General features: G+C 51.3%; 12 protein-coding genes and 2 pseudogenes. 3 read left to right on the forward strand and 11 right to left on the reverse strand.

The features are described from left to right. Nucleotides 1-63: 63 nt before the first annotated feature. Nucleotides 64-714 (forward strand): DsbA family protein, encoded by a 651-nt coding sequence (locus RS889_RS13745; protein ID WP_315707685.1) that lies wholly within the window; start codon nucleotides 64-66, stop codon nucleotides 712-714. 58 nt (nucleotides 715-772) lie between these two features. On the opposite strand, the gene dmsD is transcribed toward RS889_RS13745, so the two are convergent. The 11 genes and pseudogenes from dmsD to lrp form a co-directional block, all read right to left on the reverse strand. Then, entirely contained in the window at nucleotides 773-1,387 is a 615-nt protein-coding gene (dmsD, locus tag RS889_RS13750) for a Tat proofreading chaperone DmsD (RefSeq protein WP_021015590.1), read from the reverse strand. 151 nt (nucleotides 1,388-1,538) lie between these two features. After that, nucleotides 1,539-2,399, reverse strand: a complete 861-nt coding sequence (locus RS889_RS13755) for a DmsC/YnfH family molybdoenzyme membrane anchor subunit (RefSeq protein ID WP_315707686.1) — start codon at nucleotides 2,397-2,399, stop codon at nucleotides 1,539-1,541. A 1-nt stretch (nucleotide 2,400) separates the two neighbouring features. Beyond that, entirely contained in the window at nucleotides 2,401-3,018 is a 618-nt protein-coding gene (locus RS889_RS13760; protein WP_021015588.1) for a DMSO/selenate family reductase complex B subunit, read from the reverse strand. A gap of 10 nt (nucleotides 3,019-3,028) precedes the next feature. Continuing rightward, the gene (dmsA, locus tag RS889_RS13765; RefSeq protein ID WP_315707687.1) at nucleotides 3,029-5,470 is read right to left on the reverse strand and encodes a dimethylsulfoxide reductase subunit A; all 2,442 of its coding nucleotides are present in this window, start codon (nucleotides 5,468-5,470) and stop codon (nucleotides 3,029-3,031) included. Nucleotides 5,471-5,721: 251 nt separating this feature from the next. After that, complete coding sequence (locus RS889_RS13770) at nucleotides 5,722-8,166, reverse strand: DmsA/YnfE/YnfF family dimethyl sulfoxide reductase (RefSeq protein ID WP_425475154.1); 2,445 nt, start codon at nucleotides 8,164-8,166, stop codon at nucleotides 5,722-5,724. A gap of 339 nt (nucleotides 8,167-8,505) precedes the next feature. Next, complete coding sequence (gene serS / locus RS889_RS13775) at nucleotides 8,506-9,801, reverse strand: serine--tRNA ligase (RefSeq protein ID WP_315707688.1); 1,296 nt, start codon at nucleotides 9,799-9,801, stop codon at nucleotides 8,506-8,508. Nucleotides 9,802-9,908: 107 nt separating this feature from the next. Beyond that, a complete protein-coding gene (locus tag RS889_RS13780) occupies nucleotides 9,909-11,252 on the reverse strand; it encodes a replication-associated recombination protein A (RefSeq protein WP_021015584.1) in 1,344 nt (447 codons plus the stop codon). 7 nt (nucleotides 11,253-11,259) lie between these two features. Continuing rightward, complete coding sequence (lolA, locus tag RS889_RS13785; RefSeq protein WP_425475080.1) at nucleotides 11,260-11,874, reverse strand: outer membrane lipoprotein periplasmic chaperone LolA; 615 nt, start codon at nucleotides 11,872-11,874, stop codon at nucleotides 11,260-11,262. A 193-nt stretch (nucleotides 11,875-12,067) separates the two neighbouring features. Continuing rightward, nucleotides 12,068-14,323 (reverse strand): annotated as a pseudogene (locus RS889_RS13790) (DNA translocase FtsK); the annotation flags it as partial. Between the two features lie 483 nt (nucleotides 14,324-14,806). Next, nucleotides 14,807-15,232 (reverse strand): annotated as a pseudogene (locus RS889_RS23825) (DNA translocase FtsK 4TM domain-containing protein); the annotation flags it as partial. A 204-nt stretch (nucleotides 15,233-15,436) separates the two neighbouring features. Next, entirely contained in the window at nucleotides 15,437-15,931 is a 495-nt protein-coding gene (gene lrp / locus RS889_RS13795) for a leucine-responsive transcriptional regulator Lrp (protein ID WP_021015581.1), read from the reverse strand. Between the two features lie 209 nt (nucleotides 15,932-16,140). Between lrp and RS889_RS13800 the strand changes: the two genes are divergently transcribed. Further along, on the forward strand, nucleotides 16,141-16,356 hold the full coding sequence (locus RS889_RS13800; protein WP_315707690.1) for a hypothetical protein: 216 nt from the start codon (nucleotides 16,141-16,143) through the stop codon (nucleotides 16,354-16,356). A gap of 201 nt (nucleotides 16,357-16,557) precedes the next feature. Further along, nucleotides 16,558-17,520 (forward strand): thioredoxin-disulfide reductase, encoded by a 963-nt coding sequence (gene trxB, locus RS889_RS13805; protein ID WP_315707691.1) that lies wholly within the window; start codon nucleotides 16,558-16,560, stop codon nucleotides 17,518-17,520. Nucleotides 17,521-17,579 lie beyond the last annotated feature (59 nt).

Here is a 17,579-nt window from a genome sequence, read left to right on the forward strand (position 1 = left end):
GGATTTCAGACGCAACGACATCCAGCACCTCATTTTAACCCGTTCGGCATACGGAGCAGATACATGAACACGCTACACTATATTTTTGACCCGCTATGCGGCTGGTGCTATGCCGCAGCGCCATTGATACGCGCTGCACGTAAAATAGAGGGCCTGCCTATCATATTACATGCGGGCGGCATGATGACCGGGCCGGGCCGCCGCCGAATCACCGCCGAATGGCGCGACTATATTCAGCCTCACGATCGTCGCATCGCCCAGATAAGCGGTCAGCCTTTTGGCGATGGCTATTTCAATGGATTGTTGTGGGATATCACGGCCATCCTGGATTCAGAACCACCCATCACGGCGATTTTGGCAGCGGAAACGCTTGGCAAACGAGGGATCGATTTACTGGAACGATTGCAGAATGCACATTATGTAGAAGGATTGCGTATCTCCGACCTTCCAGTACTGATAAAAATGGCGGCGGAAATCGGTCTTGATGTAACGTCATTTGAAGCGTCCTACGCCCGCTGGTGCGGACTACCTACCCGAAAACATATTGAAGAAAGCCGTCTCTGGCTAACGCAATCGGGTGGTGCCGGTTTCCCAACGCTGGTGTTTGCCGTAGACGATATCTATACCACCATCAACATTGCCTCCTGGCTGGGACGCCCCGAGCAGTGGCATGATTATCTGACCAAACTGGTCGCCGATAACAAAGTGGAATGAACCCCGTCAAAAAGAATAACCGGTCTGAGGCGCACCCTGTCAGACCGGATTCCGGCTATTAATAAAACAGTGTTCTTTCGGTCAAAGTAATCTGGTAGCGTCCCTGCCAGTCCAGCAATGTCGTGCGGGTGAGCACAGCCAGTCCCTGGTAAAAAGGATGCTCAGCCCCCTGCTCCAGCAATTCGAGATAGCGCATAGCCCAAGGCAGCAAATGTTCAGACAGCAGCACCGGCACGCCATCTGGCTGGTTTTCCGCACACCAGGCCGCCAACATCAACATCAGCCCGATATGATCTTCCGGGTCACGCTGCTCGCTCTGTGGTTCAATACCTTGCTGGCGTAACCATTCACGCAATGCCAATGTGGAATCACCAAACAGTACATTTTCCCGATCAAGATAAACCGAACCCCACGGCGGGGCCGGCAGCGCATAAGGGCCGATGAACAGTTTCTGCCAGGCATCGGACAGTTTTTCATCGTAACCCGTCTGTAAACCGTCATTAATCTGCTGTGCCGCTATGGCAATCTGCTCTGCATCACCACAAGGCCACATCTGATACCAATCATGCTGCCGTAGTTGGGAAAGCAGCTCAGCGTTACGCTCGTCATCCGGAGCGTAATACAACAATGCACCTAACATGCGACCAGTCAGACTAACGATCTGTTTTGTCATGGGAAACCTCACTTACAAAGAGGCGGAAATATCTTCCGCCACGCGGTTATCCAGCATCCAAACCATAGTATTTCCCTCTGGAGGACACCATAAGGCGGTATCTGAATTCTCATGCATCAGAATATTCACCGCTGTCATGCGTGCAAACCGCTTACCCTGCCACCGCCATTCCCACCGTCATATGCAAACCATAAAAGATGACCCGGCCCAATAACTCACCGCCGACCACCAACACCATGGCGCCTATCAGCCCACTCAATGCCGGTGTCTTACCGCGGGATAACGGATAAATCCAGCATCCCAGCCCGGCGACCAGCAGTATCAGCCGACCCAACTGAATATCACCATACAGTGGTATCAGCTGCGATGCCTGCTGGACCGAGCTGTGGATTTCCGCCAGTCCGGCCGTCTGCATCAGGTTAGCGGCAATACTGGCTACCAGCCCCAACAAGCTGACCAGCGGCAACCAACGCATCAGGTTGTTCGTCTCTCCTGCCGAACGTAGCAGCAAATACCCCAGCAACGGCCCGCCAATCACGGCGGTCATGATAAAATGCACCGGCGTAAAGCTGTTGTACCAGGTCGGCACGGTGTCGATGTCATAGACATGAATCATCGCGTACATGTACACCAGCGCCGCTATCAGCGTGACCCATAGCCAGATCCGGCCAGCTACAGCCGGCAGTTTGCCTACAACAGACAACAACCAGTATAGTCCGCCAAGCGCCAAGAACAGGGAACCCGCAGCAATTTCATTGCTGAGTGACGACGATCCCAGTCGGTTCAGCGCGTTCATCGCCCGTAACGGCGACCCCAGGTGCAGGAACGACGCCACAAATCCCACCCCCATCAGCACCCACAGGAAAAACATCATCCGGTTAATACGTTGGGCCCGTTGCACATCCATGTCACGACTCAATAAGACCAGCGCCATCACGATAAACCCACCCGCCACACACTGTCCCAGTACGGTGAAGATCACCAGTGGCCATTCATACCATCCGCTTCCCATGTTACACCTCCCTCGGATTTGCCAGATAACCGGAAGTATCCCCTACCGGGCGGCTGTTAGGATTAGGTTTCAGTACAATATTGGGCTGCGTAAAATGAGCCTGTGGCAATGGGGCTATCTCCGCCAAGTCACCATATTTCGCCCGCAGCTCTTCGATCGGAGCCATATCCAGTGCCCGTAGCGGACAGGATTCCACGCAGATAGGCTTCTTGCCTTCCGCCACCCGCTGATAACACCCGTCACATTTGGTCATGTGTCCTTTTTGCGCATCAAACTGCGGCGCGCCATACGGGCAAGCCATTTCGCAATAGCGGCAGCCGATGCACACCTCTTCATTGACCACCACAAAATTGTCCTCCTGCTTGTGCATGGCACCACTTGGGCACACCTTGACACAGGCAGGATCACTGCAATGGTTACAGGCAATGGAGAGATAATAGGCGAACACGTTCTGATGCCAGGTCTCACCATCCTGTTGCCAGTTTCCCCCAGCATATTCATAAATACGACGAAAATTCACATCCGGTGACAGGTTTTTAAAGTCTTTGCATGCCAGCTCGCAGGTTTTACAACCGGTACACCGATTTGAATCAATATAAAAACCATATTGCGTACTCATCGGCTATCTCCTAAATTTTTTGCACTTCAACCAGATTGGTATGAGAAGGATTCCCTTTTGCCAGTGGAGAAGGCCGTTGTGTCGTCAACACATTAATACACCCGCCCTTATCGATACGCTGTGCGTCAGGGGAATACCATGCGCCTTCACTCAATGCGACGACACCGGGGATAATCCGTGGTGTCACTTTGGCTTCAATATCGACCTGTCCTCGATCATTCCAGATACGAACCTTGTCGCCACTTGCGATGCCACGCGGAGTAGCATCGACGGGGTTAATCCACATCTCCTGCGGACAGGCGGCTTTCAGTAACTCAACATTTCCATAAGTGGAATGCGTGCGGGCTTTATAATGAAAACCACTCAGTTGAAGAGGATATTTGTCGGCCAGCGGATCGCCATAACTTTCGAAACCCACATTGTAAACGGGCAACGGATCAATCACGTCCCCCGGTGATAACGTCCAGGTAGCCGCTATCTTCGCCAGTGCCGATGAGTAAATCTCGATTTTTCCTGATGGCGTCGTCAGTGGATGCGCCTGTGGATCTTCGCGGAACGCTTTATAAGCGACAAAGTGTCCTTCAGGATCACGCTCCTTGTAGAGACCTTCCTGGCGGAAAGTGTCAAAATCAGGCAATTTAGGCATAAGCGCCTGAGACTGTTGATGCAAATAGCGCATCCACTGTTCCTGTGTGCGTCCTTCCGTGAATGGCTGCTCCACACCCAACCGTTTTGACAGCCCGGTCATCATGTCATACACCGTACGGCATTCAAATCTTGGCTTGATGACCTGATCAGCAAAGATCACATAAGCCATGTTGCCGCAGGAGGCATCCAGACAAAAATCCATCTGTTCGGAAGCCGTGCAATCCGGTAGCAAGATATCCGCATATTTCGCTGACGCCGTCATGTGATTATCAATCACTACAACCATCTCGCATTTGCCGTCATCTTGCAGAATATTATGTGTCTGGTTAATCTGAGAGTGCTGGTTTATCAGACAGTTACTAGCATAGTTCCAGATGAATTTGATCGGCACATCCAGCTTGTCTTTACCACGCACACCATCTTTCAGCGCCGTCATTTCTGGCCCGCGCTCAATGGCATTAGTCCACATAAACATGGAAATACTGGTTTTTACCGGATTGGTTAATGTCGGCATACGGACAAATGCCGTTTCATAGGAACTTTCTCGCGCACCACTATTACCGCCGTGGATACCCACATTGCCGGTAAGAATAGGGAGCATGGCGATCGCCCGTGAAGTCAACTCGCCATTCGAGCGTCGTTGCGGCCCCCACCCCTGCGAGATAAACGCCGGTTTGGTACTACCGATCTCCCGGGCCAATTTAATGATATTTCCAGCGGGAATACCGGTGATAGCCGAAGCCCATTGTGGTGTTTTAGCGATACCATCCGGCCCCTGCCCTAGAATATAGGCCTTGTAGTGGCCGTTAGCCGGTGCTCCAGCTGGCAGCGTTTTTTCGTCATAGCCAACACAGTATTTATCCAGAAAAGCCTGATCCACCAGATTTTCGTTAATCAGTACATGTGCCATACCCGCCACCAGCGCGGCATCAGTACCCGGACGAATGGGGATCCATTCATCTTCCCGACCAGCGCCAGTATCCGTGTAACGGGGATCAATAATAATCATTTTGGCGTTGGATTTCTGGCGTGCTTGTTCCAGATAGTAGGTTACTCCACCACCACTCATTCGGGTTTCAGACGGATTATTGCCGAACAGCACCACCAGTTTACTGTTTTCAATATCGGATGGACTGTTACCGGGAGCCCAACCGCCATAGGTATAGTTCAAGCCAGCCGTAATCTGCGCTGTACTGTAATCACCGTATTGATTGAGGTAACCGCCATAACAGTTCATCAAGCGGGCAATCAGCGTTTTTCCTGGTGGCCATGAACGCGTCATGGTGCCGCCCAGCGTGCCGGTGCCATAATTCAGGTATACCGCTTCATTACCGTACTTTCCGACAATACTCTTCAGACTGGCGGCGATGATATCCAGAGCTTCATCCCAGCTAATTCGTTCAAACTTACCCTCTCCGCGCTTGCCTACACGTTTCATCGGGTATTTCAGTCGATCGGGATTATAGACACGACGGCGCATCGAACGCCCTCGCAAGCAGGCTCGTACCTGATGGAAACCGTCATAGATATCCTTACCGGTGTTATCCGTTTCGACGTAACGAATCTCGCCATCAACCACATGCATACGCAGCGGGCAACGGCTACCACAGTTTACGGTACAGGCGCTCCAGATGACTTTTTCCGCTGGTGCTACAGGAATTGTCTGCCCGGCAATGGCCTTGCTGACGAAAGGTAACGACAAACTACAGGCCGCCGCAGCGACGCCGCAAAGCGCACCGCTTTTTACCAGTGCACGTCGACTGACAGGCTGCATGAGCAAACGAGAATTTTTGGCATTGTTCATAGGCTAAACCCACTTTTCGTTAAGGGGGAGCAGGGAGTCAGAACGAAAAACGCTCCGGCTGGCAACATTTATGAAACTACTTTTTAATCAAAATGTTGTCACTAAAACCAGTTTAGGCTTACAGATGATATGGGTATTGATAACTATCAACAAAAAAATAGTTAGCATGGCAAGTAAATGGAAATGGGATCTGCAACGCAAAAAATCGCCACCGAGCGTAAACATGACCGGAATTCACGCTCGGCGGCACCCTATATTTTTTCTATTTGAACAAGATTGGTATGTTGAGGATTCCCTTTCGCCAACGGAGAAGGCCGGAGTGTCGTCAGTGTGTTGATGCAACCGCCATGATCAATACGATCACCGTTCATCTCCGCCTGATGCCAGGAGCCTTGTGGCATGGCCGTCACCCCAGGGATAATCCGTGGTGTTACTTTCGCCGGCAGACGTACCTCGCCCCGACCATTAAACACTCGCACTTCATCACCATCGGTGATACCACGAGATGACGCATCAACAGGGTTAATCCATATTTCCTGTGGGCAGGCTGATTGCAATACCGCAATGTTGGCGTAACTGGAGTGTGTTCTGGCTTTGTAGTGAAAGCCCGTCATTTGTAACGGGTACTGTTTACGTAATGGATCATTCCAGCCTTCAAACGTAGAGGCATAGATCGGTAACGGACTAATCACTTCATCGGGTTTCAGTTCCCAATTCGCGGCCACACTTGCCAGTGCTGACGAATAAATTTCAATTTTCCCCGATGGGGTTTTCAACGGATGTGCTATCGGGTCGTCACGGAAATCCTGATAGGCGACATAGTGCCCGGTAGGGTCTTTTCGCTTGTATATTCCCTGCTCACGCAGTTCCTCAAAGGTGGGCAACATGGGATCTTTTACCTGGGTTTTCTCATACAGATATTCCAGCCATTGTCGTTGTGTTCGCCCTTCGGTAAATTTCTGATAGACATCCGGCCCCAGCCGTCGCGCGACTTCACTCATGATTTCATAAATGGGCTTACGCTCATATTTGGGTGTCGTGGCTGGCTGAATGAAGATCAGATAACCCATGTTCCCGGCATAATCATTAGGAATAATGTCTTCCTGCTCAATGGTCATCAGATCCGGCAGCAGAATATCGGCATATTTGGCCGATGAGGTCATGAAATTTTCAATCACCACAATCTTTTCGCACAGATTTTCATCTTGCAGAATCTGGTGAGTGCGATTGATTTGTGAATGCTGATTCACCAGACAGTTACCGGCATAGTTCCAGATAAATTTGATCGGCACATCCAGCCTGGACTTACCGCGCACGCCATCTCTCAGCGCCGTCATTTCCGCTCCGCGGGCAATCGCATCCGTCCAGGTAAAACAGGATATTTTGGTTTTGACCGGGTTAGTCAGCACCGGCATTTTTTCAATATTAACCACATAAGTCGATTCCCGCGCACCACTGTTGCCGCCATGAATCCCTACATTTCCGGTAAGAATCGGTAACATGGCTATCGCCCGCGACGTTAGTTCGCCATTGGCCTGACGCTGTGGTCCCCAACCCTGACAAATATAGGCGGGTTTGGTACTGCCAATCTCACGCGCCAGATGAATAATACGGCTTTGTGGAATGCCGGTGATAGCCGCAGCCCAGGCTGGCGTTTTAGCCGTACCATCTTCTCCCTGCCCCAGGATATAGGCTTTGTAGTGACCATTGACGGGCGCATCAGCCGGCAGTGTTTTTTCGTCATAACCAACACAGTATTTATCCAGAAAAGCCTGATCCACCAGATTCTCGGTAATCAACACATATGCCATACCGGCCACCAGTGCGGCATCGGTTCCTGGTCGGATGGGGATCCATTCATCCTCTCGTCCGGCGGCGGTATCGGTATAACGGGGATCAATCACAATCATGCGGGCATTGGAACGTGCACGCGCCTGCTCCAGATAATAGGTAATACCGCCACCACTCATACGGGTTTCAGCGGGATTATTGCCGAACATCACCACCAGCTTGCTGTTTTCGATATCGGATGTGCTATTACCCATATTACTGCCGTAGGTATACGGCATGGCACAGGAAATCTGCGCGGTACTGTATGTGCCATATTGTCCCAATGAACCGCCATAGCAGTTCATCAACCGAGTCACCAGTGATGCAGAAGGTGATGAGCGCGTGATATTCCCGCCGACGATCCCCGAACTGTAATTAATATAGACAGCTTCGTTGCCATATTTTTTGACCACCTGTTTCAGGCTGCCCGCAATCTCGTCCAACGCTTCCTGCCAGCTGATACGCTGGAACTTGCCTTCTCCACGCTTGCCCACACGCTTCATCGGGTATTTCAACCGATCCGGATGGTTAATACGCTGGCGGATAGAACGTCCGCGCAGACAGGCGCGTATCTGATGGTTACCGTAGTGATCGTCGCCGGTATTGTCAGTCTCTACCCAGAGAATCTCATTGTCCCGGACATGAAAGCGTAACGCACAGCGGCTACCGCAGTTGACAGAACACGCGCCCCACACCAGTTTCTCTGGTGCGTTTTCCCCCATTACGGTAGTGGCATTATTGGCAAACGCCTGGCGATAAGGCAGCATAATCTGTCCAATCGCGGCGGATAACCCAGTCAACGCCGCGGTTTTGACAAACGTTCGTCTTTTGATTTTTTGCTGCAACAGACCATTCATATTTTCCATTGGCACAACAGGCTCCTCTAACCAGACAGAAACAGTTCAGCGCGCTTGATGACTTATCAGGCTTGCAGGAATAACGTGGGTACCCTTCTGTTTGCCCGGACCTGAATATTTTCAGGCCGTTTGTATAAAATTCTTTTCTATTTGTAAGAATTATCCCGTTGCTGATCTGTTTTATTGTCTAACATCAACAAAATAATAATGAGCAGACTTTGTTTTTGATGAGCCGGACAGAGAGCATGGCAGAGGAGCAGAAATGGCGGTGCGAGTAAAACAGCCCGTGGCATCCATAAAAAAAGCGCCCCGATGGGCGCTTTTCTAGCTGACTGAGTGCAATCGGGATTAGCCGATAAACGCCAGACCGTTCATATACGGACGCAAAACTTCTGGTACGGCAATACGACCATCGGCTTGCTGGTAATTTTCCAGCACGGCCACCAACGCGCGACCAACCGCCAGACCAGAACCATTCAGCGTATGGACCAGCCGTGTTTTCTTATCGCTTTTGCTACGGCAACGCGTCTGCATCCGCCGCGCCTGAAAATCCCCACAATTAGAACAGGAAGAGATTTCACGATATGTGTTCTGCGCGGGCAACCACACTTCCAGATCGTAGGTTTTGCAAGAACCGAATCCCATGTCGCCAGTGCAAAGCAGAACTTTGCGGTACGGCAGATTCAGCAGTTGTAATACCTTTTCCGCATGACCGGTCAGTTCTTCCAACGCCTGCATGGAATCTTCCGGACGAACAATCTGCACCATTTCCACTTTGTCGAACTGATGCACACGGATCAAGCCACGGGTATCTCGGCCATAGGAACCGGCTTCAGAACGGAAACATGGTGTATGGGCGGTCATTTTGATCGGCAATGAGGCTTCTTCCAGAATCTCGTCACGAACCAAGTTGGTCAATGGCACTTCCGCTGTCGGGATCAGGGCATAATTACTGGTTTCCGCTTCTTCATCCAGCGGCTTGGTATGGAACAAATCTTCACTGAATTTAGGTAATTGCCCGGTACCATACAGCGTGGCCTGGTTGACCAAATACGGTACATAAGTTTCCTGATAGCCATGCTCACTGGTATGCAGATCCAGCATGAACTGAGCCAGCGCACGGTGCAGATGCGCAATTTGCCCTTTCATTACCGAGAAACGCGCGCCGGTCAGTTTTACCCCGTCGGCCATGCTCAAACCGCCACACAGTTCGCCCAGATCAACATGGTCGCGTACCGGAAAATCAAATTTACGGGGTTCACCCCAGCGACTGATTTCCTGATTTTCTGAATCATCTTTGCCCAGCGGGACACAATCGTCGGGTAGATTGGGGATCGTCAACGCCAGATCACGGATAGCATTTTGCAGTTGTTCCAGCTCGACCTTGGCGGCATCCAGTTTTTCACCCAACTCGTTAACGTCGCGGCGTAGTGGTTCAATATCTTCACCGCGGGCCTTGGCCGCACCAATCTCTTTCGATCGGGAGTTACGTTCTGCCTGCAAACTTTCTGTTTCGACTTGTAGAGTTTTGCGACGTTCTTCCTGTTTACGCAGTGTATCTACATCCAGTTTAAAGCTTCTGCGAGCCAGTAGTTTTTCGGCAACTGCGTCTAGCTCATTACGCAGTAAATTGGGATCGAGCATGCTAGTCCTGTGCTTGTGATTATTAATGAATTATTGATGTTACACGCTACCTTACGAAGCATCGTGCAGCAGAAAGTATCGGGAATAACCTTACCGCAACGTCTACACTAGCGGTAGCGTTTTGTCGGGCTATTTTGATCCTGAGCAGCAAGCCAGGCTAGCTTTTCACCAATCTTGGCTTCCAACCCCCGGGAAGTGGGCTGATAGTAGTGTGTTTCCGCCATTTCAGGCGGGAAATAGCGTTCACCCGCAGCATAAGCGTTAGGTTCATCATGGGCATAGCGGTACTCCGCTCCCAGTCCCATTTCCTTCATCAGTTTGGTCGGTGCATTGCGCAAATGTTCCGGCACATCATAATCCGGTTTTTCCCGTGCATCATGCAGCGCAGCCTTAAAAGCCGTGTAAACCGCGTTACTCTTCGGCGCACACGCCAGATAAACAATTGCCTGCGCAATGGCGCGTTCGCCTTCTGCGGGGCCGACGCGGGTAAAACAATCCCAGGCGGAGATAGCGACCTGCATCGCACGCGGATCCGCATTTCCCACATCTTCAGACGCAATCGCCAGCAGACGACGCGCGACATAGAGCGGGTCACCACCGGCGGTAATAATGCGGGCATACCAATACAGCGCCGCATCTGGCGCAGAACCACGGACAGATTTATGCAGCGCCGAGATCAAATCGTAATAGCGGTCGCCCTTGTTATCAAACCGGGCACTGCGTTCACCAGAAATCGACTGCAACAGTTCGGCCGTGAGCACGCGTTGTCCCGTGGCATTCACTTCAGCCATATCCGCCATCATTTCCAGGCTGTTCAATGCCCGGCGCGCGTCACCATTCACCAGTTCAGCCAGCATCCGGCGAGTATCGTCCGGCAAGACGATATCCTGCCCACCCAACCCCCGATCACGATCCTGCATGGCCTGATCGATAACCTGACCAATATCTTCTGCCGTTAAGGCTTTCAGCAAATAAACGCGGGCACGGGACAACAAGGCGGAATTCAGTTCAAAGGAGGGATTTTCAGTGGTGGCGCCAATAAAAGTGATGGTGCCATCTTCAATATGCGGCAGAAACGCATCCTGCTGACTTTTGTTGAAGCGATGGACTTCATCCACAAACAGGATGGTCCGTCGCCCTGCATCGCGGTTCTGGCGGGCGCGTTCAATAGCTTCCCGAATCTCCTTAATGCCCGACGTCACCGCTGAGATACGTTCCACATCCGCATTGCCATAACGACCAATCAACTCAGCCAGTGTGGTTTTCCCGGTTCCGGGCGGCCCCCACAAGATCATGGAGTGCAGTTGCCCCGCTTCGATTGCCCGTGGCAACGGCTTACCCGGCCCCAATAAATGCTGTTGCCCGATATACTGCGCCAATGTCACTGGCCGCATACGCGCCGCCAGTGGCTGGAACGCCTGATCGGAAAAATCGAGTGACAGAGTACTCACTGGCACCTCACTGACGTTGATCGTCCACCGCAACACCTTTAGGCGGTGTGAAAGTAAACTTCGCCGCGTTTATCGCCCCATTTTGCTGGTTCTTCAACGTAAAGGTACTGCGCTGACCATCACGCTCGGTAGCAATAAACTGCTTGATCGTACCCGTGTCTGTCACATTGATAGCAAACTGCTTCAGATTGCCACCAGCTGACTTGGGTGTTAACTCAAAATCATCGCCTTTCCGGGTGACATTATATTTACCCCAGTCGCCAGCATTATTGCGGGTAATCAGCATAAACGGCGTATTGCCGGTGGCATCTTTCAGCCAGGTAGCCGTAACTTGTTCGACAAATGGATTATAAAACCATAGGGTTTTCCCATCAGACACGAGTACACTTTTATCAGGAGAAGTGGTTTCCCAGTTAAACAAATTGGGACGCTTCACCCACAGCTCACCTTCCCCTTCTTGTACTGCCGCGCCATCACCGGTAGTCACTCTCTGGGTAAAACTGGCGTGGAAACTGTTCACCTTGCTCAAACGATGTTGCAAATCACTGGCGGCATCGGCATAAACAGCCGTGGACAGCATGCCTGACAATAAACACCCCGCCATTAACCAATTTCTTATCATACTCAATCCTTTAACTATTCTGACCGGTTCAGCGGCCTCATCTAACCGGACGCTGTTTCTCTGTGCGCTACTGTAGCGCAGCTGTGCAGGACACAATAGGTGAATTCTCCGCTATTTACCGTGTTTACGCTTCTTTGCACAATATCTGTCTCGAACTATACCCATGAGCACAGAAATGGACCACACATGCTGATTATTCCATCGGCGGTGGCGCCAACACTTCACGGTTTCCGTTATGTCCAGGGCTGCTGACTATTCCCTGCGCTTCCATCTGTTCGACAATACGGGCTGCACGGTTATAACCGATACGGAACTGACGCTGTACACCAGAGATAGAGGCGCGGCGTTTTTCCACCACAAACGCAACAGCCTGGTCGAACAACTGATCCAACTCTTCATCACTGTCAAATCCCAGACTGCCGCCTTCGCCATCGTCTCCGCCTTTGACAACACTGTCGATGTATTCTGGTCGTCCCCGTGCTTTCCAATCCTGCACTACCGCGTGAACTTCCTGATCACGGACAAAAGCGCCGTGAACACGCACCGGAATCGAGGAATTGGGGGCCATATACAGCATGTCGCCCATTCCCAGCAGCGACTCGGCACCGCTCTGATCCAGAATGGTCCGAGAGTCGATTTTGCTCGATACGGTAAAGGCGATACGTGTTGGGATATTGGCCTTAATCAGACCGGTAATAACATCCACAGAAGGGCGCTGGGTGGCCAGTACCAAATGAATGCCCGCCGCACGAGCCTTCTGCGCCAGCCGGGCAATAAGCTCTTCAACTTTTTTCCCAACCGCCATCATCAGATCAGCGAACTCATCCACCATCACCACGATATACGGTAGTTTTTCCAGTATCGGCGGTTGCATATCCATACTGTCTCCCGGCTTCCAGAATGGATCAGGAATCGGGCGTCCCATCGAATCAGCCTGCATTACCCGCTCGTTATAACCACTGAGGTTACGTACCCCAAGGGCAGACATCAGCTTATAACGACGCTCCATTTCGCCAACGCACCAACGCAACGCATTGGCCGCATCTTTCATGTCTGTAACGACTTCGGTGAGCAGATGCGGGATCCCCTCATACACTGAAAGCTCCAGCATTTTCGGGTCGATCATGATAAAGCGGACATCCTCAGGCTTCGCTTTATATAGCATGCTGATGATCATCGCGTTTACCCCGACCGATTTACCCGAGCCCGTGGTACCAGCCACCAGCAGATGCGGCATTTTGGCCAGATCAGCCACCACCGGTTGGCCGGCAATATCTTTCCCCAGCACCACCGCCAACGGTGACGTATTGTCACGAAAACGGTCACAATCCAGCACTTCACGCAGAAATACGGTTTGCCGGTGTTTATTCGGTAATTCCAACCCCACATAGGGTTTGCCGGGGATAACTTCCACAATACGCACCGCGACTACGGACAGAGAGCGTGCCAAATCTTTTGACAGATTCGAGATGCGCGCCGCTTTCACCCCTGGGGCCAAATCCAGCTCGAAGCGGGTAATAACCGGCCCTGGATGGTACCCAACCACCGTCGCTTTAACCCGGTAATCAGCCAATCGGGCTTCTATCAACCGAGCAGTTTGCTCCAGTGCGAATTCATCGACCGGATCGTCATTAACCGAAGGCGGCGTCAATAGATCAAGAGACGGTAACGGTGTCGTGGGTTTTTGTAACGGCTGATCGTTACGTATCAGGAACGGGTGAATCAAGCTATCCATCACCGACGTCGCCGAGGTCTCTGTTTCGTCATCGTCTATCGGCGGATATTCAACCGGCGACGTCCCGGCCGGATCAAACGTCGATGGTGACGTGACAAACGACGGTTCACGATGGACAGGGGAAGATGGCGCATCGTCCTGCGACGGCAGGGTAAACAGAGGGTCGTTCGGTCCATCATCCATCAGATCGGCCAGTGGAGAAATGGCGAACAGGCTTTTCGGCACTGACGGTTCATGCGCGGCCGGGAGAATAGACGAATCATCATGACACTCCGGAGTCAGATCCGGTCCATAACGCACCTGCTGCCGGGCTGCAAAATCTCGCGCTAACTGAGCCTGTAACAGCGCTTCTTCATCGCCTTCATCCCCAGGATAAGCGTCATCGTCATAACGTTGACGCTGCTGTTCCACATACGCCTCGCGTAACGCAGCGTCCTGCAATAGATCATCATGCTCACCCGGTTCAGGTTCTGATGTTTTTACCGCATATGTCATCGGTGATGTAGCCGGTACACCATCGACTTCCTGCGATTGAGCCGCTTCACGGGCCTGTTGCTCCGCCAGCCGCTGGGAAGGCAGTTTTATTCCGTAGGAAGCCAGCTCACGCCGGGTAGGGATTCGTACCGGATTAGGACGTGGCAATTCTGGTCCCATGCCACGTTTCACCTGCGAATGTATAGCGTCGTCGGCACCGAAAATCGGCATAAAGGTAGTATCCCTACCGTAATCCGGCGTACTCCTGGCTTGCATGCCAATCGTCGGCGGTGCCGATTCAACAGAGTGTGGATGCGCCGCCGCAGGCTCTGGCATCTCGAAGGAGTACAGCGGTGGCAATGGTGGCTGGATTTCCTCCGCTTCTGGAGATGTCTGCACATCCGCTAACGTGGAGGAAGCAGACGATATTGCGTCAGTTTCCGCCGCCATACCTGATACGGCAGAGGCTTCCGCTTGCACTGATGTTCCCTGCGACAGAATCGCCGGCGCCAGGAGCAGCACATCATTATCATCTTCCGATGTCACTGATTCCATCTTGTCGGTATCGGAAACAGGATCAATAACCTTCAGCTCATCGTCGTACAGATCATCATCGGCACGGTGACGGCGGGAGAAAAACGACAAACTGGCCATTACCGCCGCACCGATTTTCTCTGCAATAGTCAACCATGACCATCCGGTAAAGAGTGTGAGTCCGGCAGCCCAAACACACAGCAGGATCACGGTAGACCCAATACTGTTAAAGTGCGGGATCATGGAACTACTGAGCAGACTGCCCAGCACACCACCGGAAGCGAAGTAGTAAAGGTCATCTGTATTTAACGCCGCCAATCCACAAGAAGTCAGGATCAGCGCCAGAGTCCCAATCAAACGTAGCGAAAAGGTAAAATAGTCGATGGTGTAACGTTGATCTCGCTGACAGTAAATCACCCAACACAGGGATACCATCACCGGTGGAATGGCATAAGCCAGTACCCCGAAAACGAAAAACAGCGTATCGGCTAACCAGGCACCAACGCCTCCCCCAAGATTGTGGATCGGTTCATGCCATGCGGTTTGTGACCAACTGGGGTCGGAAGGGCTGAAACTCAGCAGCGCTATCGCCAGATAAATGGCAAACAGCACCACAACGATAAGTATCGCTTCCAGTACACGTCGTCCAGCACTGAGTTTTTTCAGTGTGACGTCTTTATCTTCTGTATATTCCTGGCTCAAGCGTCTCTCCAGGGTCCTGTAAATGTTTTATGACAAAGCGCCGAGGATTTCCCGGCGCCATGACTGTATAAATTAACAGGAGTGTAGCTGAGTTTATCGGGTTTTGCACCCATACCGTTAACGGGTCTTGATAACCAGTCGGTTACTTTGCTTCACTTCTTCCATTACCACATAAGTACGGGTGTCATTAACGCCCGGCAGACGCAACAACGTTTCACCCAGCAGCCGACGGTAAGCCGACATATCCGGTACACGGGTCTTAAGCAGATAGTCAAAATCCCCGGAAACCAGATGACACTCCTGAATTTCTTCCAGCTTCTGAACTGCCGTATTGAATTGCTCAAAGACATCCGGTGCACCACGGTTAAGCGTAATTTCCACAAAAACCAACAGTGACGCATCCAGATAATGCGGGTTCAGCAACGCAGTATACCCGTTAATAAACCCCTGTCTCTCCAGACGACGAACACGTTCCAGACAAGGTGTCGGCGACAACCCCACTCGCTTGGAAAGCTCTACATTGGAGATACGACCATCTTTTTGTAATTCGTTCAGGATATTACGATCGATACGGTCAAGATCTTTTCCCGGACGTTTTTTCGTGTCTACCATTATTATTGTCTCTCTTCATTCATCCCTGCACTTGCTGTCTCCGACTCACGTCAATATGTCAGAGTTGCCCCTAAAGAAGACCGCTGACCATTTTGTATATAAAAAGTTCACTTTCCTTCAGCTTGCCACCGGTCGTCACCAGTTCCTGCCAGAAAAGCGCACCGAAGATCAGATTTGGCGACACTGAACTCATCACAATAGGTGCCAACATGCGTCAGGTCATAAAATACGAACACACGCCAACAAGCGCTATTGGGATAATGATCTATGTCATCCTGATCGGCCACATAAAAAATGAACGCGAAGCCGAGCTTTCAACCATTCACATACAAAAAATTTCCTCTTCCATGGAAGTTTTCGCAAAAGTACAGCCGATTGTCAAAGTAAAACAATTAAAATCAGAAGAAAGTGCCAGATTGGAGTAAAAACCGGTTATTGGCACTGTGTTTCCTGGCGCTGAAACGATTTGTATAGCATCAATCGGTGCGGCGTTAATCATGAAACCGTCATACGTGATTGTCGATAACCATCAGGCAAATCGTTAACAACATTCCCCCATACTTTTTTTACGTTGGTAATTTCCCTACAATTGACTAAATCGTCCGTTCAAATGAATTGAGGAACTCATGAGCACCGTAAAACACCGTAAATTATTGATTCTGGGCTCAGGGCCGGCTGGATATACCGCTGCCGTTTATGCTGCACGGGCAAACCTGAATCCGCTGCTGATCACCGGAATGGAGAAAGGCGGTCAGTTGACCACCACCACCGAAGTAGAAAACTGGCCGGGCGATCCCGATGACCTGACTGGTCCACTACTAATGGAACGCATGCATGCCCATGCCACCAAGTTCAATACAGACATTGTGCTTGACCACATTACTCATGTCGATTTGCAAACCCGCCCGTTTCGTCTGTCTGGCGACAGCGATGTGTACACCTGTGATGCATTAATTATCGCTACCGGAGCATCCGCACGGTATCTCGGCCTGCCGTCTGAAGAGGCGTTCAAGGGCAAAGGTGTATCTGCCTGCGCCACCTGTGACGGTTTTTTCTACCGCAATCAGAAAGTGGCCGTGGTCGGTGGTGGTAATACCGCCGTAGAGGAAGCGCTGTACTTGTCCAATATTGCAGCGGAAGTGCATCTGATTCATCGTCGTGACAGTTTTCGTTCAGAAAAAATCCTGATTGATCGGCTGATGGAAAAATCCACGAAGGGAAATATCGTACTGCATACTGACCGCACGCTGGATGAAGTGATGGGGGATGAAATGGGGGTAACTGGTGTACGTCTGCGTGATGCACACAGTGAGGCCACCGAAATGCTGGAAGTCGCCGGAGTATTTATTGCTATCGGCCACAGTCCGAATACGGCGGTATTTAGTGACCAACTGGAACTGGAGAATGGCTACATAAAAGTGCAGTCCGGTATTCACGGCAATGCAACCCAGACCAGCATCCCCGGCGTGTTCGCTGCCGGTGACGTGATGGATCACATTTATCGTCAAGCTATTACATCGGCCGGTACTGGTTGTATGGCCGCACTGGATGCCGAACGTTATCTGGATAGTCTGAACGATATAAAATAAATACGTTCTGTCATCCGCAGAAAGAATGTCACGCCATCATCCCAGCCTACACCGGGATC

It is taken from the genome of Brenneria uluponensis, assembly GCF_032395385.1.
In the GTDB taxonomy this organism is placed as follows: Bacteria; Pseudomonadota; Gammaproteobacteria; order Enterobacterales; family Enterobacteriaceae; genus Prodigiosinella; species Prodigiosinella aquatilis.